The organism is Jatrophihabitans sp. YIM 134969, assembly GCF_054456675.1.
In genome coordinates this window covers 1-26,733 of sequence record NZ_JBTJEQ010000059.1, presented here as the reverse complement: position 1 = coordinate 26,733, position 26,733 = coordinate 1, and the positions used below count along the sequence as shown (strand labels likewise).

25 protein-coding genes are annotated in these 26,733 nt (G+C 72.9%); 15 read left to right on the top strand and 10 right to left on the bottom strand.

Annotated elements, in window-relative coordinates:
* Nucleotides 1–4,127 (top strand): S8 family serine peptidase (locus ACXR2U_RS21500; RefSeq protein ID WP_458827137.1); only part of this gene is annotated, 4,127 nt, incomplete at its 5' end.
* An 18-nt stretch (nucleotides 4,128–4,145) separates the two neighbouring features.
* Here ACXR2U_RS21500 and ACXR2U_RS21495 read toward each other — a convergent pair.
* From ACXR2U_RS21495 to rnhA, 3 genes are read right to left on the bottom strand one after another with little or no spacing between them, the layout of a single operon-like run.
* Nucleotides 4,146–4,973 carry a DUF427 domain-containing protein gene (locus ACXR2U_RS21495; RefSeq protein ID WP_458827136.1) on the bottom strand — a complete coding sequence of 276 codons (828 nt, stop codon included), beginning with the start codon at nucleotides 4,971–4,973 and terminating at the stop codon, nucleotides 4,146–4,148.
* A complete protein-coding gene (locus ACXR2U_RS21490; RefSeq protein WP_458827135.1) occupies nucleotides 4,966–5,619 on the bottom strand; it encodes a hypothetical protein in 654 nt (217 codons plus the stop codon). The genes ACXR2U_RS21495 and ACXR2U_RS21490 overlap by 8 nt, the downstream gene beginning before the upstream one ends.
* 41 nt (nucleotides 5,620–5,660) lie before the next feature.
* Nucleotides 5,661–6,083 (bottom strand): ribonuclease HI, encoded by a 423-nt coding sequence (gene rnhA, locus ACXR2U_RS21485; protein ID WP_458827139.1) that lies wholly within the window; start codon nucleotides 6,081–6,083, stop codon nucleotides 5,661–5,663.
* A gap of 148 nt (nucleotides 6,084–6,231) precedes the next feature.
* Between rnhA and ACXR2U_RS21480 the strand changes: the two genes are divergently transcribed.
* The 9 genes from ACXR2U_RS21480 (at nucleotide 6,232) to ACXR2U_RS21440 (ending at nucleotide 13,496) form a co-directional block, all read left to right on the top strand.
* Nucleotides 6,232–7,230, top strand: a complete 999-nt coding sequence (locus ACXR2U_RS21480) for an ATP-binding cassette domain-containing protein (RefSeq protein WP_458827134.1) — start codon at nucleotides 6,232–6,234, stop codon at nucleotides 7,228–7,230.
* Nucleotides 7,227–8,027 (top strand): ABC transporter permease, encoded by an 801-nt coding sequence (locus ACXR2U_RS21475; protein ID WP_458827133.1) that lies wholly within the window; start codon nucleotides 7,227–7,229, stop codon nucleotides 8,025–8,027. The genes ACXR2U_RS21480 and ACXR2U_RS21475 overlap by 4 nt, the downstream gene beginning before the upstream one ends.
* Nucleotides 8,028–8,118: 91 nt before the next feature.
* Complete coding sequence (locus ACXR2U_RS21470) at nucleotides 8,119–8,706, top strand: dihydrofolate reductase family protein (protein WP_458827132.1); 588 nt, start codon at nucleotides 8,119–8,121, stop codon at nucleotides 8,704–8,706.
* A complete protein-coding gene (locus tag ACXR2U_RS21465) occupies nucleotides 8,703–9,044 on the top strand; it encodes a YciI family protein (RefSeq protein ID WP_458827131.1) in 342 nt (113 codons plus the stop codon). Before ACXR2U_RS21470 ends, ACXR2U_RS21465 begins: the two co-directional genes overlap by 4 nt.
* Before the next feature lie 80 nt (nucleotides 9,045–9,124).
* The gene (locus ACXR2U_RS21460; protein WP_458827130.1) at nucleotides 9,125–9,763 is read left to right on the top strand and encodes a TetR/AcrR family transcriptional regulator; all 639 of its coding nucleotides are present in this window, start codon (nucleotides 9,125–9,127) and stop codon (nucleotides 9,761–9,763) included.
* Between the two features lie 76 nt (nucleotides 9,764–9,839).
* Nucleotides 9,840–10,697: a mycofactocin-coupled SDR family oxidoreductase gene (locus ACXR2U_RS21455; RefSeq protein WP_458827129.1), complete on the top strand. Its 858-nt coding sequence runs from the start codon at nucleotides 9,840–9,842 to the stop codon at nucleotides 10,695–10,697.
* A 31-nt stretch (nucleotides 10,698–10,728) separates the two neighbouring features.
* Nucleotides 10,729–11,544, top strand: coding sequence for a mycofactocin-coupled SDR family oxidoreductase (locus tag ACXR2U_RS21450; protein WP_458827128.1), 816 nt, complete (start codon nucleotides 10,729–10,731; stop codon nucleotides 11,542–11,544).
* Nucleotides 11,541–12,509: an AAA family ATPase gene (locus ACXR2U_RS21445; protein ID WP_458827127.1), complete on the top strand. Its 969-nt coding sequence runs from the start codon at nucleotides 11,541–11,543 to the stop codon at nucleotides 12,507–12,509. The genes ACXR2U_RS21450 and ACXR2U_RS21445 overlap by 4 nt, the downstream gene beginning before the upstream one ends.
* A gap of 72 nt (nucleotides 12,510–12,581) precedes the next feature.
* Nucleotides 12,582–13,496, top strand: a complete 915-nt coding sequence (locus ACXR2U_RS21440; RefSeq protein WP_458827138.1) for a vWA domain-containing protein — start codon at nucleotides 12,582–12,584, stop codon at nucleotides 13,494–13,496.
* A gap of 161 nt (nucleotides 13,497–13,657) precedes the next feature.
* On the opposite strand, the gene ACXR2U_RS21435 is transcribed toward ACXR2U_RS21440, so the two are convergent.
* On the bottom strand, nucleotides 13,658–14,116 hold the full coding sequence (locus ACXR2U_RS21435; RefSeq protein WP_458827126.1) for a GNAT family N-acetyltransferase: 459 nt from the start codon (nucleotides 14,114–14,116) through the stop codon (nucleotides 13,658–13,660).
* 23 nt (nucleotides 14,117–14,139) lie between these two features.
* On the opposite strand from ACXR2U_RS21435, the gene ACXR2U_RS21430 reads away from it, so the two are divergent.
* Nucleotides 14,140–15,120, top strand: a complete 981-nt coding sequence (locus tag ACXR2U_RS21430) for an aldo/keto reductase (protein WP_458827125.1) — start codon at nucleotides 14,140–14,142, stop codon at nucleotides 15,118–15,120.
* A 4-nt stretch (nucleotides 15,121–15,124) separates the two neighbouring features.
* Here the strand turns inward: ACXR2U_RS21430 and ACXR2U_RS21425 are convergent, their stop codons facing one another.
* Genes ACXR2U_RS21425 through ACXR2U_RS21415 form a run of 3 tightly spaced genes read right to left on the bottom strand, consistent with a single transcriptional unit; the run spans nucleotide 15,125 to nucleotide 19,593 of the window.
* The gene (locus tag ACXR2U_RS21425; RefSeq protein WP_458827124.1) at nucleotides 15,125–16,147 is read right to left on the bottom strand and encodes a L,D-transpeptidase family protein; all 1,023 of its coding nucleotides are present in this window, start codon (nucleotides 16,145–16,147) and stop codon (nucleotides 15,125–15,127) included.
* Nucleotides 16,148–16,171: 24 nt separating this feature from the next.
* Entirely contained in the window at nucleotides 16,172–18,139 is a 1,968-nt protein-coding gene (locus ACXR2U_RS21420; protein WP_458827123.1) for a vWA domain-containing protein, read from the bottom strand.
* The gene (locus ACXR2U_RS21415) at nucleotides 18,136–19,593 is read right to left on the bottom strand and encodes a sigma 54-interacting transcriptional regulator (protein WP_458827122.1); all 1,458 of its coding nucleotides are present in this window, start codon (nucleotides 19,591–19,593) and stop codon (nucleotides 18,136–18,138) included. Before ACXR2U_RS21415 ends, ACXR2U_RS21420 begins: the two co-directional genes overlap by 4 nt.
* A 147-nt stretch (nucleotides 19,594–19,740) precedes the next feature.
* Here ACXR2U_RS21415 and ACXR2U_RS21410 point away from each other — a divergent pair, with 147 nt between their 5' ends.
* Nucleotides 19,741–20,373, top strand: coding sequence for a DUF402 domain-containing protein (locus ACXR2U_RS21410; RefSeq protein WP_458827121.1), 633 nt, complete (start codon nucleotides 19,741–19,743; stop codon nucleotides 20,371–20,373).
* Between the two features lie 75 nt (nucleotides 20,374–20,448).
* On the opposite strand, the gene ACXR2U_RS21405 is transcribed toward ACXR2U_RS21410, so the two are convergent.
* Complete coding sequence (locus ACXR2U_RS21405; RefSeq protein WP_458827120.1) at nucleotides 20,449–21,900, bottom strand: MFS transporter; 1,452 nt, start codon at nucleotides 21,898–21,900, stop codon at nucleotides 20,449–20,451.
* 82 nt (nucleotides 21,901–21,982) lie between these two features.
* Here ACXR2U_RS21405 and ACXR2U_RS21400 point away from each other — a divergent pair, with 82 nt between their 5' ends.
* Nucleotides 21,983–22,654: a TetR/AcrR family transcriptional regulator gene (locus tag ACXR2U_RS21400; protein ID WP_458827119.1), complete on the top strand. Its 672-nt coding sequence runs from the start codon at nucleotides 21,983–21,985 to the stop codon at nucleotides 22,652–22,654.
* Between the two features lie 50 nt (nucleotides 22,655–22,704).
* Here the strand turns inward: ACXR2U_RS21400 and ACXR2U_RS21395 are convergent, their stop codons facing one another.
* Complete coding sequence (locus ACXR2U_RS21395) at nucleotides 22,705–23,556, bottom strand: LLM class F420-dependent oxidoreductase (RefSeq protein WP_458827118.1); 852 nt, start codon at nucleotides 23,554–23,556, stop codon at nucleotides 22,705–22,707.
* A 111-nt stretch (nucleotides 23,557–23,667) separates the two neighbouring features.
* On the opposite strand from ACXR2U_RS21395, the gene ACXR2U_RS21390 reads away from it, so the two are divergent.
* On the top strand, nucleotides 23,668–24,087 hold the full coding sequence (locus tag ACXR2U_RS21390) for a cyclic nucleotide-binding domain-containing protein (RefSeq protein ID WP_458827117.1): 420 nt from the start codon (nucleotides 23,668–23,670) through the stop codon (nucleotides 24,085–24,087).
* A gap of 12 nt (nucleotides 24,088–24,099) precedes the next feature.
* Nucleotides 24,100–25,737: an MFS transporter gene (locus tag ACXR2U_RS21385; RefSeq protein WP_458827116.1), complete on the top strand. Its 1,638-nt coding sequence runs from the start codon at nucleotides 24,100–24,102 to the stop codon at nucleotides 25,735–25,737.
* A 4-nt stretch (nucleotides 25,738–25,741) separates the two neighbouring features.
* Here the strand turns inward: ACXR2U_RS21385 and ACXR2U_RS21380 are convergent, their stop codons facing one another.
* Complete coding sequence (locus ACXR2U_RS21380) at nucleotides 25,742–26,560, bottom strand: S8 family serine peptidase (RefSeq protein WP_458827115.1); 819 nt, start codon at nucleotides 26,558–26,560, stop codon at nucleotides 25,742–25,744.
* Nucleotides 26,561–26,733: the final 173 nt, after the last annotated feature.

The window sequence follows — 26,733 nt, the reverse complement described above, 5'->3', positions numbered from 1 at the left end:
CCGCGGCCCTCGGCGGGGCCCGGACCGCGGCGCGCACCGCGCAGGCCGACCTGCTGGGCGCCGCGAGGGCGCGCGGGATCACGTTGTCCGACCCGACCTCGGCCGTCGACCTGCTCGACGCCGTGTTCGCCGAGGTCGCCCCGGCCGATCTCGCGGCCCTCGCCGCCCTGCCCGGTGTCGCGCGGGTCAGCCGCGACGTCACCCTGCAGGCGTCGGCCGCCCCGCTGCCGGCCGGCACACCGACCGGACCGGTGACGGCCGCCGCACCGACCTCGCCGTCCGACGGCCGCGGCACCGTGATCGCCGTCGTCGACACCGGCGTCGACAGCACGCTCGCGGACCTCGGCGCCGGGTTCGGCCCCGGCCACAAGGTGCTCGGCGGGCACGACTTCGTGAACGACGACGACGACCCGATGGACGACAACGCCCACGGCACGCACGTCGCGGGGATCGCGGCCGGGACCGGCGCGAACCGCATCACCGGCGTCGCGCCGGCGGCTCGCCTGACGGCCTGGAAGGTGCTGGACGCCGACGGCGCCGGCACGACCGCCGACGTCGTCCGGGGGATCGAGGCCGCGGTCGACCCGACGGGCGACCACCCCGCCGACGTCGTCAACCTCAGCCTAGGTGGCCCCGGCGACGGCTCCGACCCGGTCAGCCGCGCCGCGGCGGCCGCCTCGGCGGACGGCGTCGTGGTCGTCGCCGCCGCGGGCAACGCGGGCCCGGGCGAGATGACCATCGGCGTCCCGGCGGCCTCGCCGTCGGTGCTGGCGGTCGGCGCCTCGACCACCGGGCTGCGGCTCGCCACCGCCCGGGTCGTCGGCACCAGCCGCGACCTGCCGACCTGGCGCGTGCCGTGGTCGGCCAACGCCCCCGCGACGACCCTCCAGGCGCGGGTCGTCGACGTCGGCGACGGCACCCCCGCCGACTACGACGCCGCGGGCGACGTCACCGGTGCCATCGTGAGCTACCGCGGCTACGCGCCGCGTTCGACCGCCGACTACCCCGGTGACTCCTACGCCCAGGCCGCGCTCGCCCAGCAGCGCGGCGCGGTCGCGGCGATCGCCCGGCAGCCCTCCGACCTGCCCCTGCCCGGTGGGGGTGGCATCGGCTTCGCCGCCCCCGAGCCCGGTGTCGTGGCCGCGGCGGCCGACGGCGCCGCCGGGGTCGGCGGCGACTACCGGTTCAAGCGGTTGGTCCTGCTCGGCATGTACGACGCCGACCGCGCCCTGCTGTTCGGTGACGACGCGAAGGCGCCGGTCACGGTCCGGCTCGACCCCGTCGTCGTGAACGGTCAGATCGCGAGCTTCAGCTCGCGGGGGCCGACCTCGACCGGCGCGCTCAAGCCCGACCTGGTCGCGCCCGGCGTGGACATCCTGTCGACCGTCCCGCACGAGTTCGGCATCCCCGGTGACGTGTACCGGCTGTCCGGCACGTCGATGGCCTCGCCCGCCGTGGCGGGTGCGGCGGCCGTCCTGCGCGGCCGCGAGCCCGGGCTGACCGAGGCCCAGGTCCGGGCCCGGTTGACCGGTTCGGCCGCCCGGCTGCCCGGCGCCGCCGCGGGCGTCCCCGCCCTCGTCCAGGGCGCCGGCTCGCTCGACCTGCCGGCGGCTCTGGCCGCGCACGTGACCGCCTCGCCCTCGACCCTCTCGTTCGGGTTGGCGCCGGGCACCGGCGGGACCCCGAACCGCCGGACCGTCCACGTGACCAACGCCGGGACGACGGCGGTGAAGGCGAGCCTCACCGTTGCACTCGGCACCGGTTCTGACGGCACGGCGACGGTCGCGCCCAGTTCGGTGAAGTTGACGGCGGGTGGTTCCGCGGACGTCGTCGTCACCGCGACCTCGCCCGCCCGCGCCGGTGACTCCGACCTGACGGGCACGGTGGTCGCCGTGATGTCGGACGGCTCGACCCTGCGGGTGCCGTTCGCGCAGAGCACCCGGTCACTCATCGTCCGCGGCAACCCGCAGGACACCACCGGTTCGACCCAGGTCATGGTGTGGTCGCCCATGACCCTCGACAAGGCGCCGACTGTTGCCCTGCGCAACGATGATTCAGGTGCCGAGCTCAGCGTGGCGGTGCACGCCGACGGCACCGCGGCCGGCTGGTACCGCGGCCTGGTGACGTTGCCGACCGTCGGGAGCTACCGGGCCACGGCGACCGGCAAGCGGGGCCCCGCGGTGCTCACCGGCAGCTCCTCGCTGAGCCGGATCCGGCCGCAGGCCAGCGGGACCTGGCAGCGGCTCGGCCGGGCCGGGTCCGCGGGAGAACTCTCGGTCTCGACGGCCGCGCCGGGCACCGCGGTGCAGGCGCTCCCGGCGTCCGGACGCCCGTTCGTGACCACCGACCACGGCACCACGTGGACGCAGGTGGCGTCGCTGCCGGTCGGCGACGGCGCGGGCACGCCCGTCACGGACCCGTCGAACGGGAAGGCGTTCTGGTACGCCCTCGACGGCGCGCCCGGTCAACCGCCGGTCGACCCGACCTACCAGGGGCGGGTACTGCGCACGACCGACCTCGGTCGCACCTGGACCGTGCTGCCGTTCCCGGACGTCCACTTCCGCGCCTTCGTCGGCGACGGCACCGTGCTCGCCGCGGTCGTCGACAACGGCGTGCAGGTCAGCCGTGACGGCGGGAAGCACTGGAACCTGGTGCCGTTCGTCTGGCCTCAGACGCCGACCAAGGCGACGCTCGTCGAGGGTGGGCTGCTGGTCACGGGCTTCAGCAAGGTGTGGCGCATCGCGGGCATCGCGACCGCCGCACCGGAGGCGCCCCGCGCCGTCGTCACCGGTGCCTCGGGGTTCATGAGCATCGGCGCGGCTGGGCGCACCGCCGCGGCGGCCGCGCTCGACGGCACCATCCGGATCAGCACCGACGCCGGCCTGACCTGGTCCACCAGCACCGTCCCCGACGGTGACTTCGCGACCGGCGCGCGGGTGCTCGGCACCGAGGTGTTCGTGGGGAGCAACGACGGGTTCTGGCGTTCGACCGACGCCGGCCGCACCTGGCACTCGACCCCGTACCCGGTCTTCGGGCCGGTCGGCATCGACGTCGAACGCTGGCCGGACAAGCCGCGTTCGCTGCTGATGCCGTTGGAGAACGCGGGGTTGTGGGCCTCGACCGACGACGGCCGCACGTCGCGCCGCATCGGGGTGTCGGGTACGACGATCGAGGCGGTCACGACCGTGCCGGTCGCGGGTGGCGGGTCGCGTGTGGTCGTCGCCGACGAGCAGGGCGTGGGCTCGCTGGTCATGCCGGCGGCAGGGCCGGTCGACGAGACGGCCTGGGGCCCGACCGGCGGCGAGGGTCGCATCGGGGTCGCCGCACTCGACGTCGCGGTCGACCCGAGCAAGCCGCGGTCGTGGACCCGGATCCGCAACGACGCGAGCGGTAACGGCGGGGTCGAGCGCAGCACCGACGCCGGTGCGACGTGGACGCCCGTGGGTCCGCACACGTTCGGGGTCTCGCTGCACGGGTTGGCTCTGGACCTGCGGCGCTCCGGCCACGCGGTGGTGGCGTACACGACGCTGTCCGAGTCCGGCGTGGTGGTCACCGACGACAACTGGGCGACCTGGCGGGTGCAGCCGCACGCCGGCGTGGTCGGTCGCCGCGTGGTGGTCGACCCGGTGACGCCGAACCGGCTCTGGATCGCGGCCGACTCCGGTCTCTACCGCTCCGACGACGACGGCCGCACCGTGCGGCGGGTCCTCACCGGAACCGTCGCCACCGTGTTCGTCGACCCCGCCCGACCGCGCCGGGTGGTCGCCGGCGGCGACGTCATCTCGGTCAGCGACGACGGCGGGGCGACCTTCCGCCGCGCCACCGGGCCCGGCCACGACGTCAGCATCGGGTCGTTCGCGGCCGTGACCGCGACGCCGCCCGGCGCGACGGCGTCGGTGCGGGTCCTGTTCGCCGGCAGTGACACCCTGCGCCCGCTCGGGTGGCCGGTGCCCGGCCGGGGCGTGTTCCGCTCCACCGACGGCGGGCTGACCTGGACCTCGGTCGCGGCCGGCCTGCAGTCGCGCTCGGTCACCTCCATGGCGGTGACGCCGGACGGCACGTGGCTGGTCGTCGGCACCCGCACCGGCGGCGTGCACCGGGCGGCGGTGGCGGACCTGCTGCGCTGAGCCGGGGGACCGGGGGTCTCAGCCCCCGGTCCCGGGGTCCTCGGCCCGAAGCCCCTCGGTCCCCGGGCTCTCGGTCCCCGGCCGGCGGGACAGGTCGTCGACCGCACCGACCGACCGGCCGTCGACCACGAGGTCGACCACGTCGTTGTAGAACGCCACCAGTCCCGCGATCGGCGTCAGCGCCGGGGTCGGGAACCCGTAACTCCACGCGGCGTCGGGGATGGTGCGCCGGCCGGTGTCGACCGACCAGTAGCTCGTGGTGCGGCCCTTGTAGGGGCAGGCCGTCACGGTGTCGGAGGGGACGAGCCGGGTGGTGTCCACGTCGGTGAGGTCGACGTAGTACCGCGTGGGCAGGCCGGTCTCGAACACCAGCACCGGTGAGGTCGACTCGGCCAGGAGCACACCGTCGGCCTCGACCCGGACGTGGGCGCTCGAGCGCAGCGCGTCGACCCGCACGTAGGGGTTGCGCGGGTGGACGAAGACCTGCTCGTCCTCCTCGAACCAGGCGTCGAGGGCGTCCCAGTCGATGCGGACCGTGTCGACCAGGCCGTCGGTCGCGTCCGCGCCGTAGACCCGGGCCGCCGACGCCCGCTCGAGGCCACCCGCCCGGAGGCCGTGCACCCGGGCGGTGCCGCGGCGCAGGCGCAGGTCCTTGCCCTCGTCCACGAGCACGCCGGGGGCGACGTCGGCCAGGGGCAGGTGGTACTGCGGGTACTTCACCGTCTCCCACACGTAGCGCGCGGCGCGGGTGTCGAACACCGTCACCCCACCCAGGACGCCGCGCACCCGCCGCGGTGCCGGTTCCACCCGGTCCTTGACCGGTGCCGGTTCGGGGAAGTCACGCACGGTTGCTCCCGGGGTCGTCGGTGGTGGGCAGGTGGGTGCGGGCCTCGCCGAAGAACGCGAGGACCGCGTCGGCGCCGCCGAGTTCGGAGACCGGTCGCGCCACCCCGAACGGCGCGTTCCAGAACGGGTCGGTGCCCGCGACCCCGCCGACGCTGACGTAGGCGTACGGCACCTCGAGGAAGCCGTCGCCGGGGGAGACACCCCAGTCCACCTCGCTGTCGCCGACCGCCACGTCGAAGTGTTCGGGCCACAGGGTCGGCTCCACACCCGGGGCGAACCGCCGCAGAGCCTCGTCCCCGGCCGCCCACGCCGCCGCCAGCACCTGCGCCGCCGCCGGGTCGACCTCGAGTACGTCGTCGACACCGAGCGGGCCGCCCCCGCCGTAGACACCCACCGGCGCGCCCGGGTCCACCCCGATCGCCGCCGCCAGCTCTCGAGCGGTGCGACCCGAGATCGGGTGTGCGCGGCCGGCGTGGACGACGTCGGTGCCCACGACGGCCGTGAGCTCGCCGGTCCAGGTCTGGAAACCTCCGGGGGAGACCCGCAGACGGATGTCGGTGGTGGCCCGGTGCTCCGGTCCGGCCAACACGTGTTCGGCGACGGCGTGCAGGCTGTCGCGGGTCCGGACGAGCGGGTCGTCGGTCACGGGGTCTCCTCGTCGGGTCGGCTGCGGGTGTGCGGTTCGGGTCAGTCGCGGACGCCCTCCACGCCGCGGTTGGCGAGGGCGTCGGCCCGCTCGTTGCCGACGTCGCCGGAGTGGCCCTTGACCCAGTGCCAGTGCACGTCGTGCTCAGCCTGGGCGGCGTCGAGCTCACGCCAGAGGTCGCTGTTCTTGACCGGCTTCTTGTCGGTGGTGAGCCAGCCCCGCTTCTTCCAGTTGTGGATCCAGGTGGTGATGCCCTGCCGCACGTACTGGCTGTCGGTGTACAGCTGCACCGTGCAACGTTCCTTGAGGGCTCCGAGTCCGCTGATGACGGCGAGGAGTTCCATGCGGTTGTTGGTGGTGACCTTCTCGCCGCCGAACAGTTCCTTCTCGTGACCGTTGCTGGTCAACCAGACCCCCCATCCGCCGGGGCCGGGATTGCCCTTGCAGGCACCGTCCGTGTACATCGTCACCTCGGGCTGTGGCACGGCTGGCACGGTAGCGGGCGGGGCGCCACGGCCGATCCACAGGTCGCGGATCGGGAAACGGGGCTGCCCGTTGTCGGCGCGCCCCTCTAGGTTCGGGACCGTTCCGCCGCCGATCAGAGGAGTGTCGATGCCCGACGTCATCCAGGCCACCGGGCTGGTGAAGACCTACGGCGCGCTCCGCGCCCTCGACGGTCTGGATCTCGCGGTCCCCGAGGGCACGGTGCTCGGCCTGCTCGGCCCCAACGGCGCGGGCAAGACCACCGCCGTCCGGATCCTCACCACCCTGCTGCGGCCCGACGGTGGCACCGCCACGGTCGCCGGGGCGGACGTCGTCCGGGAGCCGCGGCTGGTGAAGCAGCGGATCGGGTTGTCCGGCCAGTACGCCGCGGTCGACGAGTACCTCACCGGCTACGAGAACCTCGACATGATCGGCCGCCTGTACGGCCTGAGCCGCAAGACCTCCCGCGACCGCGCCCGCGAACTGCTGGAGCGCTTCACCCTCTCCGACGCCGCCGACCGGCCGACCAAGACCTACTCGGGCGGCATGCGTCGCCGCCTCGACCTCGCCGGCGCGCTGGTGGCCTCGCCGCCGGTGCTGTTCCTCGATGAACCCACCACCGGGCTCGACCCGCGCAGCCGCATCGACATGTGGGCCGTCATCAACGAACTGGTCGGCGCCGGCACCACCTTGCTGCTCACCACGCAGTACCTCGAGGAGGCCGACCGGCTGGCCGACGACATCGTGGTCATCGACCACGGCAAGGCCATCGCTCGGGGCACCGCGGACCAGCTCAAGGACCAGGTCGGCGGCGAGCGCATCGAGTTGGTGCTGGTCGAGCACGACTCGGTCGACGCCGCGCGGTCGCTGCTGGCGGGCCTCGCCGAGGGGCCGGTCGAGGTCGACTCCGGTCGGCGGTCGCTGGTCGCGCCGGTCACCGGGGGCGCCGGGAAACTGATGGAGGCGCTGCGCCGGCTCGACGACGCCGGGATCGCGGTCAGCGACGTCGCGCTACGCCGCCCCACCCTCGACGACGTGTTCCTGACCCTCACCGGCCGCCCGCCCGAGGAGATCGAGGACGCCGAGTCCACGCCCCGAGCCGACCTCACGAAGGAGGGCACCCGATGAGTGCCGTCAAGGCGTTCTCCGACGGCGCGGTCGTCGCGAAGCGCAACCTCATCAAGATCAAGCGGGTCCCCGACCTGCTGGTGTTCACCACCATCTCGCCGATCATGTTCATCCTGCTGTTCGCGTACGTGTTCGGCAGCGCCATCCCGGTGCCGGGGGTCAACTACCGCGAGTTCCTCATCCCCGGGATCTTCGCCCAGACCGTCATCTTCGGCGCCACCATCACCGGGGCCGGGCTCGCGGAGGACATCAAGAAGGGCATCATCGACCGCTTCCGGTCACTGCCGATGTCCGACTCGGCCGTCCTCGTCGGGCGGACCGCGAGCGACGTGCTGAACAACGTCATCACGATCTTCGTCATGGCCGTCACCGGACTCATCGTCGGCTGGCGCATCCGGTCGTCGTTCCTCGAGGCCGTCGCCGGGTTCGCGATCCTGCTCCTGTTCGCGTTCGCGATCTCGTGGGTCATGGCGCTGGTCGGGCTGCTGGTCCCGAGCCCCGAGGTCGTCAACAACGCCTCGTTCATCGTGATCTTCCCGCTCACGTTCATCGCGAACACGTTCGTGCCGACCAACAACTTCCCGTCCGTGCTCAAGACGATCGCGAACTGGAACCCGGTCTCGAGCGTCACGCAGGCGGCCCGTGACCTCTTCGGCAACACCCCGGCGAGCGTGCCACGGCCGAAGGACTGGTCGCTGCAGCATCCCGAGATCTACACCCTGGCCTGGGTCGCGGTGCTGCTGCTGATCTTCGTGCCGCTCTCGATCCGGCAGTACCGCCGGGCCGCCAGCCGCTGAGTGCGGGGCGCGTGTCGGATCCGCGTCCGGCCGTTCGTGGAACGGGTGACGGGCGCGACGGACGCGCCCGCACACCCACGGGAGGCACGGCGTGCGCAGGATCAGCGTCACCATGAACATCTCGCTCGACGGCGTGGTCCAGGGACTCGGGCGTCCTGACGAGGACACCCGCGACGGCTTCGCGCAGGGCGGCTGGGGCCTGCGCCACCAGGACGACGACCTCGCCCGCGAGATGGGCGCGGGCATGGCCGAGCCCGGTGACCTGCTGCTCGGTCGGCGGACGTGGACCGACTTCGCCGGCTTCTGGCCCCACCAGCCGGACAACCCGGTCACCCGGCACCTGAACGCCACGACCAAGTACGTGCCGTCGCGCACGCTCTCCGACGTCGACTCCTGGTCGAACTCGGTGCTCCTGGCCGGCGACGCCGTCGAGACCGTCCGGGCTCTGAAGGCCGACGGTGACCGCGCCGTGCACATCGTCGGGAGCGCGGCCCTGGTCCGGTCGCTGCACGTCGCGCGGTTGATCGACGCGTACCAGTTCGTGGTCCACCCGTTGACGCTCGGCGCCGGGGCGCGCCTGTTCGACAAGGGGATGCCGCCCACCGACTTCGCACTCGAACGTTGCGTCCCGACCTCAGCGGGAGTGGTCATCGCCTCGTACCGCAGGATCGCGGCGTGACGACCTACCTGCTCGCGATCCAGCAACCCGACGGTCTTCCCGACGCCGCGACGCTCACGGCCGCTGAGGAGCGCCTCCACGCGCTCAACGAGGACCTGCGTGCGGCCGGGGCGTGGGTGTTCACCGGTGGTCTGGAACCGCCCGCCGCCGCGCTGACCGCGCGACCGGACGGCGTGGTCACCGACGGCCCGTACGTCGAGTCCAAGGAACACCGCGGCGGGATCTGGGTCATCTCCGCGCCCGATCGCGACGCCGCCGTGAGCTGGGCCCGCCGTGCGGCCGAGGCGACCGGGCTGCCGGTCGAGGTGCGGGCCTTCCAGGACGTCGCGCCGTTCTGACCGCAGGCCCCACGCTTCACAGGTCGTCCCTGCGCTCTCCCTCTGGCGGACAGCTGTCCGTTAGGGCTAGCGTCCGGGACGTGGGGACGACGGGCGCGACCGGTGGCCGCTGGCAGGCGGTCACCGACCTGCGCCCGATGAGCGACAACACCGACGCCCGCGCCGTCCGGACCCGCGCCAAGCTCGTCGACGCGTTCCACGAGGTCGTCCGCGACACCGACCCGGACGAGATCTCGGTCAGCGCGCTGACCCGTGCTGCCGGGGTCAACCGCACGTCGTTCTACGCGCACTTCTCCTCGCCCGAGGATCTCGCCGTGCACGCGCTCGGCGACCTGCTCGACGTCGTCAGCAGCGCCGACATCATCCTGCGCAGCGAGCACGCCGTGACCGCCGAGGAGGCGTCACGCCGGGCGTTGCGCGAGATCGTCGACTTCGTCTGGGAACGGCGGGCGTCGTACACCCGCCTGCTCGGACCGGCCGCGCCCGCGCGCGTGCCCGCGGCCGTCACCGAGGCCTTCGCCGCCCACGCGACGCGATCACTGCGCCTCATGCCGAACCGGCCGGACGACGCCGATCCCGCCGTCACCGCGCAGTTCATCGCCGCGGGTGTCCTCGTGGTGGTCGGTCGCTGGCTCGCCGATCCACGCCGCTGGTCGCGCGAGCGGCTGGTCACGGCCCTCATGCACTGCCTGCCGGGGTGGGTCACGACCGACCAGTGACCCCGGCCCTCAGACCGGATCGTTGCACCAGGCCTCGATCGCCAGGACGCCACTGTCGCCAACGTCAGGAGACATCATGGGACTGCTCGACGGCAAGACCGCGCTGATCACCGGGGGTTCCCGCGGCCAGGGCCGCGCCCACGCGGTCACGTGCGCGCGCGAGGGTGCCGACGTCGTCATCGTCGACATCGCCGACCAGATCGACACCGTGCCCTACCCGATGTCGACCCAGGCCGACCTCGACGAGACGGTCCGGCTGGTCGAGGAACACGACCGGCGGGCCCTCGCCGTCAAGGGCGACGTCCGCGACCAGGCCGTCCTCGACGACGCCGTGAGCCGCGGCATCGCGGAGTTCGGCCAGATCGACATCCTCATCGCCAACGCCGGCATCTGGAGCCTCGCCCCGTTCTGGGAGCTCACCGAGGACGCCTGGAACGACATGATCGGCGTCAACCTGTCGGCGGTGTGGAAGTCGGCCAAGGCCGTCGCCCCGCACATGATGGAGCGCCGGAGCGGGTCCATCGTCATGACCTCGTCGATCAACGGGCTCGAACCCGGGGTGAACTACGCGCACTACATCTCCGCCAAGTACGGCGTGGTCGGGTTGATGAAGAGCGTCGCGCTGGAACTGGCGCCGTACGGGATCCGCTGCAACTCGGTCAACCCCGGCGCGATCCTCACCGGTATGACCAACAACCAGGGCGCCTGGGACATGTTCGCCGGCCACGAGGGCGGCACCGAGCAGGAGATGCTCGAGAACGGCTACGGGTTCCACGCGCTGAAGGGCCACGGTTTCATGTCACCGCAGGTGATCGCCGACGCCGCCCTGTTCCTCAACTCCGCGCTGGCGAGCGCGGTCACCGGGGTGGCCCTGCCGGTCGACGCCGGCCACCTGCTCCTGCCGGGGATGAACCTCAACCCCGTCCGCGACTGACCAACCACCACCATCCGAGAGGGAGAACGTCATGGGAAAGCTCGAGGGCAAGGTCGCCTTCATCACCGGCGCCGCGCGCGGCCAGGGCCGCAGCCACGCCATCCGGCTCGCGGAGGAGGGGGCCGACATCATCGCGGTCGACCTCTGCGCGCAGATCGACACCGTGCCGTACCCGATGGCCACGCCCGAGGATCTCGAGCAGACCGTCAAGGAGGTCGAGGCCCTCGACCGTCGGATCTTCGCGCGGCCGGCCGACGTCCGTGACCGGGGAACGTTGCAGGCGGCGTACGACGCCGGGGTCGCCGAACTGGGCGCGGTCGACATCGTGCTCGCCAACGCGGGGATCGCGCCGATGTCGATGCACCCGAGGGCGCAGGAGTGGGACGACGTCGTCGCCACCAACCTCACCGGTGTCTACAACACCGTCGAGGTCGCGATCCACGACATGGCCGAGCGGGGCAGCGGCGGTGCGATCGTGCTGACCAGTTCGACCGCCGGCCTGCACGGCATCGGGGGCGACACCCCCGGCGGGCTCGGGTACACCGCGGCCAAGCACGGCGTGGTCGGACTCATGCGCGCGTACGCCAACAACTACGCCAAGCACAGCATCCGGGTGAACACCGTGCACCCCACGGGCGTCAACACCCCGATGGTCGTCAACGACGCCATGCAGGAGTTCCTGCAGAACGACCCGTCGATGAGCGAGGCCATGGCCAACGCGCTGCCGGTCCCGATGATCGAGGCCGTCGACATCTCCAACGCCATCGCCTGGCTGGTGTCCGACGACGCCCGCTACGTGACCGGTGTGACCCTGCCCGTCGACGCCGGGTTCTCGATCAAGAAGTGACGGCGACCGACACCCGCCCGTCGCTGGCCGACACCCGGGCGCGCATCGCAGCCCGGGTCGTCGGCCGCGACCGCGAACTCGACCTCGTCCTCGCCGCGGTGGCGGCCGGCCGCGACGTCGTCCTCGAGGGGCCGCCCGGCACGTCGAAGACCACGCTGTTGCGGGCCATCACCGCCGAGTGGGGCATCCCGCTGGTGTTCGTCGAGGGCAACGCCGACCTGACGCCGGCCAAGCTCCTCGGCCACCACAACCCGGCGCGGGTGCTGCGCGAGGACTACTCGGCCGACAACTTCGTCGACGGTCCGCTGCTGCAGGCGATGCGCGAGGGTGGGTTCCTCTACATCGAGGAGTTCAACCGGGCGCCGGAGGACACGCTCAACACCCTGCTGACGGCGATGGCCGACCGCACCGTGGACGTGCCGCGGGTCGGTCACGTCGCGGCGCGGCCGACCTTCCGGGTCATCGCCTCGATGAACCCGTTCGACAACGTCGGCACGACCCGGCTCTCCACCTCGGTGCACGACCGCCTGTGCCGGCTCGCGATCACCTACCAGGACGCCGCGGCCGAGGTCGGCATCGTCGAACTGCGCGCTCCGCTCGAGGATTCCGGGCTGCCGGCCGAGCTGGTCGGATCGTTGCAGGAGGACTCGGTCGTCGTCACCCGGGCCACACGGGAGCACCCCGACGTGCGCCAGGGCAGCAGCGTGCGCGGCGCCATCGACCTGACACTCGTCGCCGCGCAACTGTTCGCCCTGCGCGGCATCGACACGACGGGCGATCCCGCCGAACGCAGCGACGACGGCCCCCGGCGGCGGTACGCCGAGACGGTCTTCGACGCCATGATCGTCGCGCTCTCGGGTCGGATCCACCTCGACGAAGCGGTCGAGTCGACCCCGGAGCGGGTGCTGCGCGAGATCTGGGAGGACCGGTTCATCCTCGACCCCGCCGCGGCCGCCCCGGGTTGAAGGACGATCGAGGCCGACTCGCCCGTCTCGCGTCGACGTGAGCGGGCGCGGCCGCGGGCCTCGACGAAACCCCTGCGCCGCAAGCCCAAACAGCTCACGGAGGAGCCCGCGCTCTACCAACCGACGGCGAGCGCCGGCGGCACGGTGCTGCGCGCCGGCGGGCCGCGGGGCCGCAACCGGGGTCCGGCCCGGCCGGGCTCGGCCGCACCCGGGCTCACCGACGAGCAGGGCGAACTGCTCGAGACCGTGCCGCTGGACGACGTCCTCGACCGCGAGACCCTCGCGCGGGCGCGGCAGATCGCGGCCCGGCTCTCGATCACCCGGCCGCGCCGCGACCTCACGGCCCGGCGCGGCATCGGCGAGCTCGCGAGCGTGCGCTACGCCGGCGGCTCCGACGACATCGACCTCGACGCCACGCTGGAGAAGCTGGTCGAGCACCCGGTGCCCGAGGACGACGACATCGTGGTGCGGGAACGGATCCGCACCCGGCGGTCGGTGGTCCTGGCTGTCGACGTCTCGGGCTCGATGCGCGGCGAGCGGGTGCGCACGGCCGCGGCGACCGTCGGCGCGCTGGCGTCCGAACTGGTCTCCGACGACCTCGCGGTCGTCGCGTTCTGGTCCGACGCCGCGGTGGTCGCGCCGCTCGGGCCGACCCGTTCACCGGAACGGCTGCTCGACACGCTGCTGCGGATCCCCGCGCGGGGGCTCACCAACGTCGCGTTCCCGTTGCAGACCGCCCGGCGCGAACTCGCCCGCATCCCGGCCCGCGACGCCCGGGTGCTGCTGCTGTCGGACTGCCTGCACAACGCCGGCCCCGACCCCCGACCCGCCGCGGCGCAACTCGCCCGCCTGGACGTCCTGCTCGACACCTCCGGCGAACACGACCTCGACCTGGCCCGCGACCTCGCCCGCGCCGGCCGCGGCGGCCTCGCGACCGTCCACACCCACCGCGACGTCGCCCCCGCCCTGCGTCGCCTCTTCGCCTGACCCGCGACGTCCGACGCCTGACGCCTGACACCCGGCGCCCGACCTCGCACCTCCCAGATGTGGTGAGTGGGCACCTTCCCCCGTGAGTGGTCAGAGAATTCCGCCCACTCGACGGAGGAGGTGACCACTCACCAGGTGCCGCGGGCCGGACGGGAGCGGTGTCAGGTCAGCGGGAGGTGGAGGTCGCGGTGCTCGAGGCCGGTGGCGGCCTCGACGTAGACCTGTCGCGGGTCGCCGTCCGGGTACCGGTCGCGCCAGCCCTCCCGGTGCCAGAAGCCCTCGGCCGTCTCGCGGGCGTGACACCACAGCAGCGCGGCGCCGGCGGCGCGGGCGACTCCGACCGCGTGCGCCAGCACCGCCCGGCCGACACCCCGGCCCTGCGACGCGGGGTCGACGGCCATGCTGCGCAGGATCCAGGCGGGTTGTTCGGGCCGCCAGTCGCACGGCTCGGCGAACACCAGGCACGCGCCGAGCAGGGCACCGTCGTCGTCGAACGCGGCGATGTGGACGGCGTCGGGCCGGTCGTCGCCGGGAAGGGCGATCCCCGGATCCTGGCCGCCCCGCAACACGATCCGCCGCAGTTCCCGGGTCGAGGCCCCGTCCACCGTCGTCACGCGCACGGCCCCACCGTAGGTTCGACGGCATGGAGAAGCGCAACGCGTCCCGTCTCGACCGGCCCGTCTCGGTCGTCGGCCTCGGCACCTGGCAGCTCGGCGCGGACTGGGGTGAGGTCAGCGAGTCCGACGCCACGGCGATCCTGCAGGCGGCGGTCGACGCCGGCGTGACCGTGTTCGACACCGCCGACGTCTACGGCGACGGCCGCAGCGAGTCGCTCATCGGCGCGTTCACGAAGGACCGCGACGACGTCACGGTGTTCACCAAGATGGGCCGCCGCGAGGCGCAGACGCTCGACAACTACAGCGCCGACAACTTCCGGGCGTGGAACGACCGCTCGCGGGCGAACCTCGGCGTCGACACCCTCGACCTGGTCCAACTCCACTGCCCGCCCGACGACGTCTACGCCAGCGACGCCGTGTTCGACACCCTCGACGAGTTCGTCGCCGAGGGCCGTGTCGCCCGGTACGGCGTCAGTGTCGAGACGTGTGCCCAGGCGCTGACGGCCATCGCCCGGCCGCACGTCGCGAGCGTGCAGATCATCCTCAACGCGTTCCGTATGAAGCCGCTCGACGAGGTGCTGCCCGCCGCGGCCGAGGGGGGTGTCGCGATCATCGCCCGCGTGCCGCTCGCGTCCGGGCTGCTCTCGGGCCGCTTCGGCCACGACACCACCTTCGGCGCCGACGACCACCGGCAGTACAACCGCAACGGCGAGGCGTTCGACGTCGGCGAGACCTTCGCCGGCGTCCCCTTCGACGTCGGGGTCGACGCCGCCCAGCGCTTCGCCGGCCTCGCCCGCGACCTCGGCGTCGAGCCTGCCGCGCTGGCGTTGCGGTGGATCATCGACCAGCCGGGTGTCACGACCGTCATCCCCGGCGCGAGTTCGGTGCGCCAGGCCGAGGCCAACGCCGCCGCGGCCGCCCTCGAACCGTTGGACACAGCAACACTCGACGCCATCCGCGCCCTTTACGACGAGCAGATCCGCCCGCTGGTCCACGACCGCTGGTGACGGGTCAGCCCATCCCGATGCGGATCACGGGGTGGGCGGCAGGATCCAGCCAGCGCAGGATCGCCACGACGGTGGCGCGGGGCACGGCCACGCACCCGGCCGTCGGGCGACCGTTCGTGACGTGCAGGAAGAAGCCGGACCCCGCACCCGGTGTGCGCGCGGTGTTGTGGTCGATGACCACGGCCGCGTCGTACACCGCACCCGCCCGGTAGAGGTTCTCGCTCGCTCCGCCCGGAGAGGTCGAGCGGCGCACGTGCAGGTTGTAGGTGGGGCTCGCCGGGTTCTCGTCCCACCAGTCGAGGGTGTCGGTGGTGAACCACGACAGCCGCGTGCCGGGGTTCGCGATCCGACCGAACGAGCGCGTGAGCGTGAAGGTGCCGGCCGGGGTGCGGGTCGACCCCTCCGACGCGGCACCGACACCGGCGGCGCCCACGAATCCCGTGACGCCGCCGATGCTGTTGACCCACCCTGACGGCGTCTTGGACCACCCCGAGACGGTGGCGGTGGTGGCCGTCGAGGCGCCGGCGACCACCGACACCACCTGGGTGGCCGAGCCGGTGTAGCCGAGGGGTGGAGCGGCCCGGCGGGCGGTGCGGGTCTGCCACGCCGTGCGCGAACCCGCGGTCAGCACGAGGTTCCCGTCGCTCTGCACCGTGAGCCGCACGCCGGATCCGGCGCCGGCCGTCCCTGTCGTCCAGAGCGCCGCCCCCGCGGGGGAGCGGATGACCACGTTGCCGTCGGACTGCACGAACGTCTCGTTGCGCCCGCCGACCGTCCGGCTCGACCACAGCGGTCCTTCCGGTGCCCGCAACACCAGGTTGCCGTCGGTCTGTTGGGTCAGGGCGAAGCGGCCGTCGGGGGAGCGCAGGGCGGTGCCGGGCGTCAGGACGTTGTTCACGACGGCCGTGTTCGATCCCGGAGCGGGCGGCGTCCACGCCGCGCGGGCGGGGACGGCGGTCACGAACCCGGCGCCGACCACGGCGGTGCAGGCGGTGAGCAGGACGCGACGACGGGGGAGGGACGACACCGGTCGAGTCTCGTCTCTCGCGGTTCAGCCCGCGCGGCGACGGCCCCCGCGGGCCCGCAGGTAGTCCGACACCACGTACTCGCCGAGCCGGCCGGACTTCGGGGAGAAGACCCGCCCGCCGTTGCGGCGACCGACCTCCTCCATGAAGTCGATCAGGCGCGGTTCGTCGTCGAGCATGAAGACGTTGATGGTCGCGCCCCGCCGCGTGCACCGTTCGACCTCGGCCAGGGTGGCGACGATCGTCTCGTGCGTGGGTGGCCACATGAAGTCGGCGTAGCCGTCGGCGGTCAGGTGCGCGGTGGGCTCACCGTCGGTGATCACCATGATGACCGGCTCGCTGTTGCGGTGGGCGTCGAGGTGACGCCGCGCCAGCATCAGCCCGTGCTGCAGGTTCGTGCCCTGCACGCTGCTCCAGTCGTGGCTGACCAACGCGTTCGGCGTCATCACGCGGGCGTAGTCGCTGAACCCGATGATCTCGATGGCGTCCTGCGGGTACTTGGTCGTGATCAGCGAGTGCAGCGCGAGCGCGGTGGTCTTGGCCTCGCCCCACGTGCTGCGCAACTCCATCGAGTACGACATGTCGACCAGCAGCGCCACGGCCGCCGACGAACGGCGTTCGGTCTCGGCGACCTCGAAGTCGTCCGGGCCGAGCTTCACCCGGCCGGTGAACCCCTCCCCGACACTGCGCAGCACACCGTTGCGCACGGTGCGCACGACGTCGAGCGGCTGCTCGTCGCCGAACTGCCAGGCCCGGCTCGCACCGGTGATCTCGCCCGCGGCGCCGGCGTCGCGGACGTCGTGGCCACCCCGCCCGCGCGACTCCAGCACCGAGAACACCCGCTTCAGCGCGGTCGACCCGAGGCGGCGCAGCGCCTTCGGTGACAGCTCCAGGCCGTCGCCGCCGCGCTGCAGGTACCCCTGCCGCTGCAGTTCCTTCTCGATGCGACGCAACGCCTGCAGGTCGTCGACCGCGGCGCGTCCGAGGGCCCGTTCGATGGCCTCCTCGTCGACGTCGTCGAGCGACGCTCCGGGATAGTCCTGCCCCAGTGCATCATGCAACGATTCCAGATCGGCCAGTTCTGCCAGGGCTTCCGTGGCGTCGGAGTACCCCATGGGCTGGCTGCCCTCGCCGGGGTTCATGCGCTCGCCGCCGCCCCAGCGCAGATCGGGCCGGGCCGACCGGAGCGCACCCTGTAGCCGTGCCATCTCGTCGGCGAGACCCGCCTGACCCATGGCCTGCTCCATGAGCGAGCCGAGTTCGGCGCGCTGCTCGGCCGAGAGCGAGTTCATCAGCCGCGACGCCGCTGCCGACCGCCGGGCGAGGGAGTCGACCAGTTCCTCGAGGTTGCCCGGCTGCTCCGGGAAGAACTCGCCGTGCTCGGCCATGAACTTCTCGAAGTCGTCCTGGGTGTGCTCGCCGCGGGCGTCGGCGTCGAGCATGTCGTTCAGGTCGCTCATCATCTGCCGGATGCGCTCGAGATCCTCGGGACGCGCGCCCTGCATGGCCTGCTTCATGCCCTCGAACTGGGCGTCGAGGACCTCCTCGCGCAGCAGGTCCTGGATCTTCTCGTAGTCGGCGCGGGCTTCGTCGCTGCGCCACGGGTACTCCGACAGCGCGCGCACCGCCCGTGCGGTGTCGTCGGGCAGGGTCGCCAGCTCGGCCTCGGCCATGCGCGCGGCGTCGGACGGGTCGGGGAACAGCTCACGGCGCTCGGCCTCGAGCGCGTTCTCCAGCAACTGCTTGACCTGCTGCAGCGTGCCGTCGAGTTCCCCGCGCTTGCGCAGTTCGCGCGCCCGCTTGCGGGCCTGGGCGCGCAACGCGTCGAGCCCCCGACGCCCGTCGGCCCCGCGCCGCATCAACCGCTCCAGCGCGTCCCGCGGTGACGACCCGGACAGCACGTCGTCACCGATCTGGTCCAGGGCCTCGCGGATGTCGAACGGCGCCTCGAGCGGGTCGGGCCCGCCCGCCCACGCGCCGTAGCGGATCGTCATCGGCCGTAGACCGTGCGGTCGCCGCTGCTGTCCTTCGCCAGACGCTTGTTGAGGTAGAGGCCCTCGAGGGCGAACTCGACGACCGAGGCGGCGACGCCGACCGCGGCCGGGCCTTCGCCCGCGTTGCCGGGCTCGACCCGGTCGAGCAGCGTGGACAGCAACGGGACACTGCCGATCTGCTCGAGGAACTTGTCGGCCGAGACGACCTCGCCGGACTCGATGAGCAGGCCGCCGTCGAACTTCTCCTGCAGCGGCCGCAGGTCGACGCCGGCGAGGCGGGCGCGGAACGTCTCCGCCGTCGCCCGACGCAGCAGGTGGGCGAGGACCTCGTACTCGCGACCCTCGGAACCGCCGTCGTTGTCGTCGAACTCGATCTTGCCGCGCGAGGCGGTCAACACCGTGGGGAGGTCGACCACGCGGGCGACGGCCACGGGCTCGCCCGCGATGGCGGCCCGGCGCACGGCCGAGGCCGCGACGGTCTCCATCGCGGCGATCGCGAAGCGGGCGGAGACGCCGGAGCGCTGGTCGACCTGAGGGGCCTCGCGCACGGCCCGGGCGAACCGCCCGACGATCTCGAGCAGGTGACCGGGAACGAGCGGCGCGGCCTGCGAGGAGTCGTCCCACAGCACCGCCGCCTCCTGGGCGATGAGCCGCAGCTCGTCGCCGAGTTCGAGCGGGTAGTGGGTGCGGACCTCGGTGCCGAAGCGGTCCTTCAGCGGCGTGATGATGCGGCCGCGGTTGGTGTAGTCCTCGGGGTTGGCGCTCGCGACCAGCAGCAGGTCGAGCGGGAGCCGCAGCTGGTAGCCGCGGACCTGGATGTCGCGTTCCTCGAGCACGTTGAGCAGCGAGACCTGGATGCGCTCGGCGAGGTCGGGCAACTCGTTGACGGCGAAGATCCCGCGGTTGGTGCGGGGGACCAGGCCGTAGTGCACGGTCTCGGGGTCACCGAGGGTGCGGCCCTCGGCGACCTTGATCGGGTCGATGTCACCGATGAGGTCGCCGACGCTGGTGTCGGGGGTCGCGAGCTTCTCCCCGTAGCGGTCGGAGCGGTGCTTCCAGCCGATCGGCAGGGCGTCGCCGAGTTCGGCCGCGCGCCGGATCGAGGCGGCGGTGACCGGCAGCTCCGGGTGCTCCGACAGCTCGGAGCCCTCGATGACCGGCGTCCACTCGTCGAGCAGGCCGACCAGGGTGCGGATGAGGCGGGTCTTGCCCTGACCGCGCTCACCCAGCAGGACGATGTCGTGGCCCGCGAGCAGGGCCCGCTCGATCTCGGGCGTCACGGTGTCCTCGAACCCGACGATGCCGGGGAGGGTCGGCTCGCCGGCCGCGAGGCGGGCCAGCAGGTTCTCGCGGATCTCGTTCTTGACGCTGCGCGGCGCCGCCTGGGGCAAGCCGCTCGCGCGGAGCTCGCCGAGGGTCGTGGGGGTGGGCTGGCCGGTGGCCGGTGCTGTCACCCTCACCACGCTACGACGCGGTTGGTGACGGCGAGGTGACGATTCCGGACGTGGTCGTCGCTGTTCGCCGCGCGGGGAATCGGGAACACGGCCGTCCGGCGAGCCGCTGTGCCCGAGGCCCGCCGGCGTGACGCAGACTCGGTCCCCGTGCCCGCCCACCTCCCCGGCAGCGTCGTCGCCTTCCGGTACCTCTACCCCGATGGTCGGGTGCAGGCCGTGCTGCCCCTGCGCACCGTCGCCGACGACGGCGAGACGTACGTCGGCTGGACACCGCCCGGCACCGAGATCCGCTACTGGGCGACGGCCGACGGCGCCGACCCGCGGACCGTGCCGATCGACCGACGGTTCCGGCAGCCGCTGACCACCGCGAGCCGGGTCTGGCGGGGCACCGGCGCACTGCGGGTGATCCCCCGTTCGGCGAGCTTCCACGTCATCCACTTCTGGGACGACGAGCGCCGGTTCCACGAGTGGTACGTCAACCTCGAGACCCCCAAGGTCGAGCACGACGACCTGCTCGACACCGTCGACTCCCACCTGGACCTCATCGTCTTCGCCGACGGCTCGCTCCGCTGGAAGGACGAGGACGAGGCCGACGCCGCGATCGCCGCCGGGGCGATGGAGCAGCGGGTGCTCGACGAGGCGTGGGTGACCGGCCGGGCGGTCGAGGCGCTGCTGCCGACCTGGCCCGCCCCCATCGGCGACTGGCGCGACTTCACGCCCTCCGCCGCCCAGCAGGAACCGATCCCCTTCGACCCCCGCTGGCTGGTCGTGAAAAGTTGATCAAGGAGCTGTGGTCGTGCGACACGCCGGTTGCAGCGACCACAGCTCCTTGATCAACTTCTCGGGGGGTAGGGGTCAGACGGTGGCGAGGGCGGCGTCGGCCTCGAGTTCGAGGTCGGTGTCGGCGGCCGGGGCGGGGACGCTGCGCAGCGCCAGCCAGGCGGCGACGCCGCCGACCGCGACCAGGGCGGCGGAGACGAGCAGGCCGAGGCGGTAGCCGGAGAGGAACGCCTCCATCGGCAGCGCGCCGCCGCGTGTGGCGGCCGACTCCCGCGCGGCGAGGATCGCGCCGATGACGGTGATCCCGAGCAGGCCCGCGACCTCGCGGGAGGCGTTGAACAGTCCGGACGCCACCCCCGCCTGGGCGGACGGCATGATCCCGACGACCGTCGCGGTGAGCGGGGTGGTGAGGCCGCCGCCGATGCCGATCACCACGAAGGACGGCATGAGCTGCAGGTAGCTGGCGTCGTCGCCGAGCAGGGCGATGGTCCCGATGCCGACGGCCATGAGCACCATGCCGGCCGCGACCGACCGGTGGGCGCCGACCGCCCGCGCCACCCGCTCGGACACGATCGCCCCGATCACCATGACGGTGGCCATCGGCAGGAAGGCGAGACCGGCCTCGGTGGGGCTGAAGCCGAGCGCCTGCTGCAGGTAGATCGATGTGAAGAAGTAGATGCCGAACAGGCCGAACGCCCACAGCATCAACGCGATCGTGCCGCCGCTGAAGGCGCGGATCCGGAACAGCGGCAGCGAGACCATCGGGTCCTGCGCGCGCTGCTCGATCGCGACGAACACCGCGCCGGCGACGGCCGCGACGCCGAACGCGGCGAGGATGGCCACGGACGTCCACCCGCGCGACGCCCCCTCGATGAGCGCCCAGGTCAGCGCGGTGAGACCGACGGCCGAGGTGGCGATCCCGGGCACGTCGAGACGCTTGCGGACCACGTCACGGGACTCGCTGATCGCCCACGCGCCGAGGGCGAACACGGCGACGCCGACCGGCGCGTTGATCTCGAAGATCCAGCCCCACGAGGCGTGCTGCGACAACACACCGCCCAGCAGCGGCCCGACAGCGAGCGCGAGCGCGCCGACCCCGGCCCAGATGCCGATGGCCTGCGTGCGTTCCCGCGGGTCCGGGTAGGCGTGGCTGATGATCGCGAGCGTCGTCGGGGTGACGAGGGCGGCGCCCAGGCCCTGGACGGCACGGGCCGCGATGAGCACCTCGACCGATCCGGCGATCCCGGCGACGACGGAGGCCGCGGTGAAGATCCCGAGGCCGACGAGGAACAGACGCCGACGGCCGAAGGCGTCGGCGAGGCGTCCGCCGGCGAGCAGGAGGCCCGCGAACACCAGGATGTACGCGCTCACCACCCACTCCAGCCCGGCCGTCGTCAGGCCGAGGTCGCGCTGGATGGCGGGGATCGCCACGTTGACGATGTTGTTGTCGAGATAGGTCATGAACGTCGCGAGGGCGACGGCGAGCAACGCCCAGGGGCGGCGCCCGACGGTGGTGGGAACGGTCACGGGAGGTCTCCTCTACGGTGCACATGTACGGCGTACATCTACGTCGTACAGTCTGACACCATACGGTGTACAGTTGTCAACCGTGAGTCCGACCAAGACCGCCGCCCGGCCCGCGTTGTCCCGAGAGGTCGTCGCCGACCGGGCCGTCGCGCTCGCCGACTCCGAAGGCCTCGACGCCGTCACCATCCGTCGTCTCGCCACCGAACTCGGCGTGACCCCGATGGCCCTCTACTGGCACTTCCGCACGAAGGAGGACCTGCTCGCGGGCCTCGGCGACCGCGTCCTCGACGGCGTCGAGATCCCCGAGCGCACCGGGGAGTGGGACACCGACCTCCGCGCCGGGTTGGTCGCGTTGCTCGTGGCCATGCGGCCACACCCGGCGCTCGCCGAGCTGGTCGCGAACCAGGTGATGCTGCACCCGAAGGGCCTCGCCCTCACCGAACTCGCGCTCGCGACCCTCTCCGACGCCGGGCTCGAACCCGAGCCCGCGGCGTGGTTCGCCATGCAGGCGCTGCGCACCGTGCTGGCACTGGTCACCGGCGACCCGGTGGTCGACAGCGAGATGTCCGAAGCGGCGCGTGAGACTCACCAGCGCACCAAGATGGCCCGGATCGCGTCGCTGTCACCGAAGGAGTTCCCGGCGCTCACGGCGCACGCCGAAGCCATGGCCTACTGCTCCGACGTCGACCTGTTCATCGACCTCGGCGTGGACCACTACATCGAGGGTGTCAGGGGTCTGGCCTCGCGCGCCTGACGTCGACCGGTGCCGTGCACGCAGGTGCATGATGCAACGGTCGTCCCACATCAGGTGGCGTGGAGTGCGGCCCCCAGCCGTCGCAGACCGTCCGACACCTCGTCGAGGTCGTCCGGATCTGCCGTCAACAGCTGCGCGGCGACGTGCGAAGCGCCCGCGTCGAGGTGGGCCGTCAGCTGCGCCGCGACCTCGGCGTCGGTGCCGTGCGCCACGACGGCATCGACGAGGGTGTCGGTGCCCGGCGAGGCGGTGTCGGCCTCGGTGAACCCCAGCCGGTGCAGGTTGGAGACGTAGTTGCTCAGCCCGAGGTAGAAGTCCACGGTCCTGCGCCCGATCTCTCGAGCCCGCTCGGGATCGGTGTCGAGGACGACCTTGTGCTCGGGAGCGAGGACCGGGCCGTCGCCGAGGATCTCGCGGGCCGAACGGGTGTGTTCGGGAGTTGTCAGGTACGGGTGCGCACCGGCTGTCCGGTCACGTGAGAGCCGCAGCACCCGCGGGCCCAGCGCCGCGAGGACGAGCTGTTCGCGCGGGACCCCGGCGGCGAGCAGGTCGTCGACGTAGGAGGACAGGGTGTCGAACGGCGAGCGGTACTCCTGCGTCGCCTCGGGGTGGCCCACGCCGACGCCGAGCACGAACCGGCCCGGGTGAGCGGCCTCGACGCGGTGGAACGACGCTGCCGCCTCGGCCGGGTCGCTCGCCCACACGTTGACGATGCCGGTGGCGACCGCGAGGGAGGTGGTGGCGGCCAGCATCTGCTCGACGACGCGGAGGTCGGCGCTGGGCGAGCCGCCGACCCACAACGTGCCGAAGCCCGCCGCCTCGATCGTGACGGCGAGTTCGGGGGTGAGCCCCGCCTCGCCGCGCCAGACGCCGTACCTGCCCAGTTCCGGTGTTTCGGTCATGATGCCGGTCTACCCCGGCAACGCCCGCGGATCCGGCCGCGCGGCACGGCTCACGTGGGTCCGGTCACGGGATAAGGTCACGGCGCCCGCACCGCCGTGAGAGGACCACCCATGCCCGACATCGCCCGCGACGCTCTCGCCCGTGTCGACCTCTTCGCGGGGTTGTCGCCCCGGAACCTGAAGAAGCTCGCCGCGGTGAGTCGGGAGACCACGCACCGACCGGGCTCCGAGGTCGCGGCCGAGGGACGCGGGGCGCTCGCGTTCCACGCCATCGTCGAGGGCGCGGCGACGGTGACGGTCGGCGGCCGGCAGGTCCGGACCCTCGGCCCCGGCGACTACTTCGGCGAGATCAGCCTCATCGACGGCGAACCCCGCTCGGCCACGGTCACCGTGACCGGCGACGGCCCGCTGCACACCGTCGCGATCGGCAAGACGCCGTTCTCCACGCTGATCGAGTCCGAACCCTCGATCGCCAAGGCTCTCCTGGTCCGCCTGTGCGGCCGGTTGCGGGCCGTCGAAGCCAGCCGCTGACGCTCCTCCCCGGTGGCCGCCTCCCGCTACGGCGAGCTGCTGCGGCAGCGCCGGTTCGTCGCGCTCTCGACGGCGATGCTCGTCGACAACGCCGCGAGCTGGGCGTTCAACACCGTGTTCGCCTTCATCGTCTTCGACCGGACCGGGTCGATCACCTGGATCTCGGTCGCGGTGGCCGCCCGGTGGGTGCCGGCGCTGTTGCTCGGGCCGTTCGCCGGCCTGCTCGGCGACCGCTACGAACGCGTGCGGGTGCTCGTGACGTCGGCGGCGCTCAGCGCGGTCGTCATGGCCGTGCTCGCCGTGCTCGTCGGGCTGAGCGCCCCCATCGGCGTGCTGGTCGTCGTGAGCGCCGTCCAGGCGTTGTGTGCGACCCCGTACGAGCCGGCGGTGCAGGGCATCGTCCCCGACCTCGTGCCGGAGCGGTCGCTCGCCGCGGCCAACGGCTACCTCGAGGTGCTGCGCAACGGGGCGGTGGTCATCGGACCGCTCGTCGGCACGCTGTTCCTCGTGGTCGACGAACCGGCCGTCGCAGTCGCGGTCAACGCCGTGTCCTACCTCGTCCCGCTCACCGTCGCGCTCCGGCTCGGGGTCCGTTCGCGCCCCGACGCTGCCGCGCCGTCCGCCGGCGTGTTCGACGAGCTCAGGGCCGGGGCGGCGGCGCTGCTCGGCGAGCGGACGGCCTTCGTGCTGGTGCTGGCCTGCGTCGTCGACACCGCCATCGCCGGCGTCGTCACCGTGTTGTCGGTGCCGATCTCGGTCGCCGTCGGGACGGGTTCCGACCACTACGGGTACCTGCTCGTGGCGAGCTCGCTCGGGTCGATCCTCGCGGCGGGCCTCGCCACCCGCCTCGCCGCACGGAAGGCCCTCGCCGCGGTCATCGCGGTGAGCCTGGTGGTGCAGGGTTCACCGGTCCTGCTCATCGTGGCGTTCCCTGAGCCGTGGGTGGCGTTCCTCGCGCTGCTGGTCAGCGGCGCCGCGATGCTCGTCGTCGACATCCTCGCCGTCACGGCGCTGCAACGGGACCTGCCTCGTGAGTACCTCTCACGGGTCTTCGGCCTGTTCGACACCCTGCTGTTCGGAGCGCTGGTCGCCGTCACCGCGGTCGCCGGTGTGCTCGCCGAACAGTTCGGACTCGACACCATGCTCGAGGTGCTCGGCATCGGTGTGCCTGTCCTCGTGCTTCTCGCCCTCCCGACCCTGATCGCCTCCGACCGTCGCACGGCGGCCGTGGCCGCGGCCCTCGCCCCGGTGGTCGACCTGCTCGAGGAACTCGACCTGTTCGACGGCGCCGACCGGGCGGTCCTCGAACGCGTCGCGGCGGCGGCCGAACGGGTCGAGCTCCCGGCCGGGCGCGAGCTCATCCGCGAGGGAGATCCGGCCGACGATCTCTGGCTGCTCGCCGCGGGGGAGCTCGCCGTCAGCGCGACGACGACGGGTGCGTTGCCACCGGTCACCGCGCCGGGCTACGTCGGCGAGATCGGGTTGCTGCACGAGCGCCCCCGCAGCGCCACCGTCACGACCGTTGCACCCTGCACGATGTACCGGGTGGCCGGGGCCGACTTCCTCGCCGCGGTCACCGAGAACGCCGCCAGCTCGTCACTCACCCGGTTGTCCGGCGTCCGTCTCGCCCGCACCCCTGCGGTGGCCTGACGGTTCAACGGCGCGCGTTGCCTGCGACCGCGCGCAGAACGGCCTTGACCTCGTACGGTGTCAGTTCCGGGTGCTTGGACAGCAGCCGCGCGATCAACCCCGTGACGTGGGGCGCGGCGAACGAGTTGCCGGTCGACACGATGGTCCCGCCGCCCGCCCACGCGACGTCGACGTCGATGCCGGGCGCACCGAAGTCCGCCGGCGGCGAGGGGTTCGCGAACACGGTGAACGGATCGCCCGATGGCGCCGCGGCCACGGACACCACGCTCGCGAACTGTCCGGGGTAGGTCTCGGCTGGCACGTTGTTCATCGCGCAGACGATCACCGCGCCCGCGAAGTACGCGGCGTCGGCGACCTCGTGGAACAGGCCGTAGAAGTCGCGTCTCCCCGTCGACAGCGACAGGTTCAGCACGCGGGCGCCGTGGTCGACCGCCCACCGCAGACCCTCGGCGAAGACCTGCCCCTTGCCGGTCAGGCGCTCACCGAGCACCCGCACGCTCATGATCTCGGCCTCGGGTGCGGCCCTCCGGATGATGTCGGCGCACGCGGTGCCGTGACCGAACAGGTCGCCGTGCGGGCCGGGTTCCACCACCGGCCGTTGCTCCTCCCGGTCCCAGCGCAGCGCCGCGCCCGGGTGCGACGGACCGCCGACGCGGGGGTGGTCGAGGTCGATGCCACTGTCGACGACCGCGACGCGCACGCCGGCGCCGGTGGCGCCGTCGAAGGCCCACGCCGCGTCGACCCCGGGCAGACCCGTGCGGACCGGGCGCACCGCGTCCGGCTGGAAGGGTTCGGCGTACGCCGGCACGAGCACGGCGGCCATCACGCCGTCCGGGGACGGAGGAACTCCCGCAGCACGCGCGCGGCGAGGTCGGCGTCGGCCGGCGAGCGGCCGGCGAGTTCGGCCAGCAGCCGGGCCACCGCCCGGGTACCCGCGGCGGAGTCGGCGGCGGGCCGGGCCAACGCGGCCCGGGCGGCCTCGGCGAGCGGGGTGCC

Excerpts from the sequence above, each read along its gene's own strand:
- rnhA (WP_458827139.1), bottom strand. The coding sequence starts at position 6,083 with ATGTACACGGACGGTGCCTGCAAGGGCAATCCCGGCCCCGGCGGATGG.
- ACXR2U_RS21480 (WP_458827134.1), top strand. The coding sequence starts at position 6,232 with ATGCCCGACGTCATCCAGGCCACCGGGCTGGTGAAGACCTACGGCGCG.
- ACXR2U_RS21475 (WP_458827133.1), top strand. The coding sequence starts at position 7,227 with ATGAGTGCCGTCAAGGCGTTCTCCGACGGCGCGGTCGTCGCGAAGCGC.
- ACXR2U_RS21455 (WP_458827129.1), top strand. The coding sequence starts at position 9,840 with ATGGGACTGCTCGACGGCAAGACCGCGCTGATCACCGGGGGTTCCCGC.
- ACXR2U_RS21450 (WP_458827128.1), top strand. The coding sequence starts at position 10,729 with ATGGGAAAGCTCGAGGGCAAGGTCGCCTTCATCACCGGCGCCGCGCGC.
- ACXR2U_RS21430 (WP_458827125.1), top strand. The coding sequence starts at position 14,140 with ATGGAGAAGCGCAACGCGTCCCGTCTCGACCGGCCCGTCTCGGTCGTC.
- ACXR2U_RS21420 (WP_458827123.1), bottom strand. The coding sequence starts at position 18,139 with ATGACGATCCGCTACGGCGCGTGGGCGGGCGGGCCCGACCCGCTCGAG.
- ACXR2U_RS21395 (WP_458827118.1), bottom strand. The coding sequence starts at position 23,556 with ATGACCGAAACACCGGAACTGGGCAGGTACGGCGTCTGGCGCGGCGAG.
- ACXR2U_RS21390 (WP_458827117.1), top strand. The coding sequence starts at position 23,668 with ATGCCCGACATCGCCCGCGACGCTCTCGCCCGTGTCGACCTCTTCGCG.
- ACXR2U_RS21380 (WP_458827115.1), bottom strand. The coding sequence starts at position 26,560 with ATGGCCGCCGTGCTCGTGCCGGCGTACGCCGAACCCTTCCAGCCGGAC.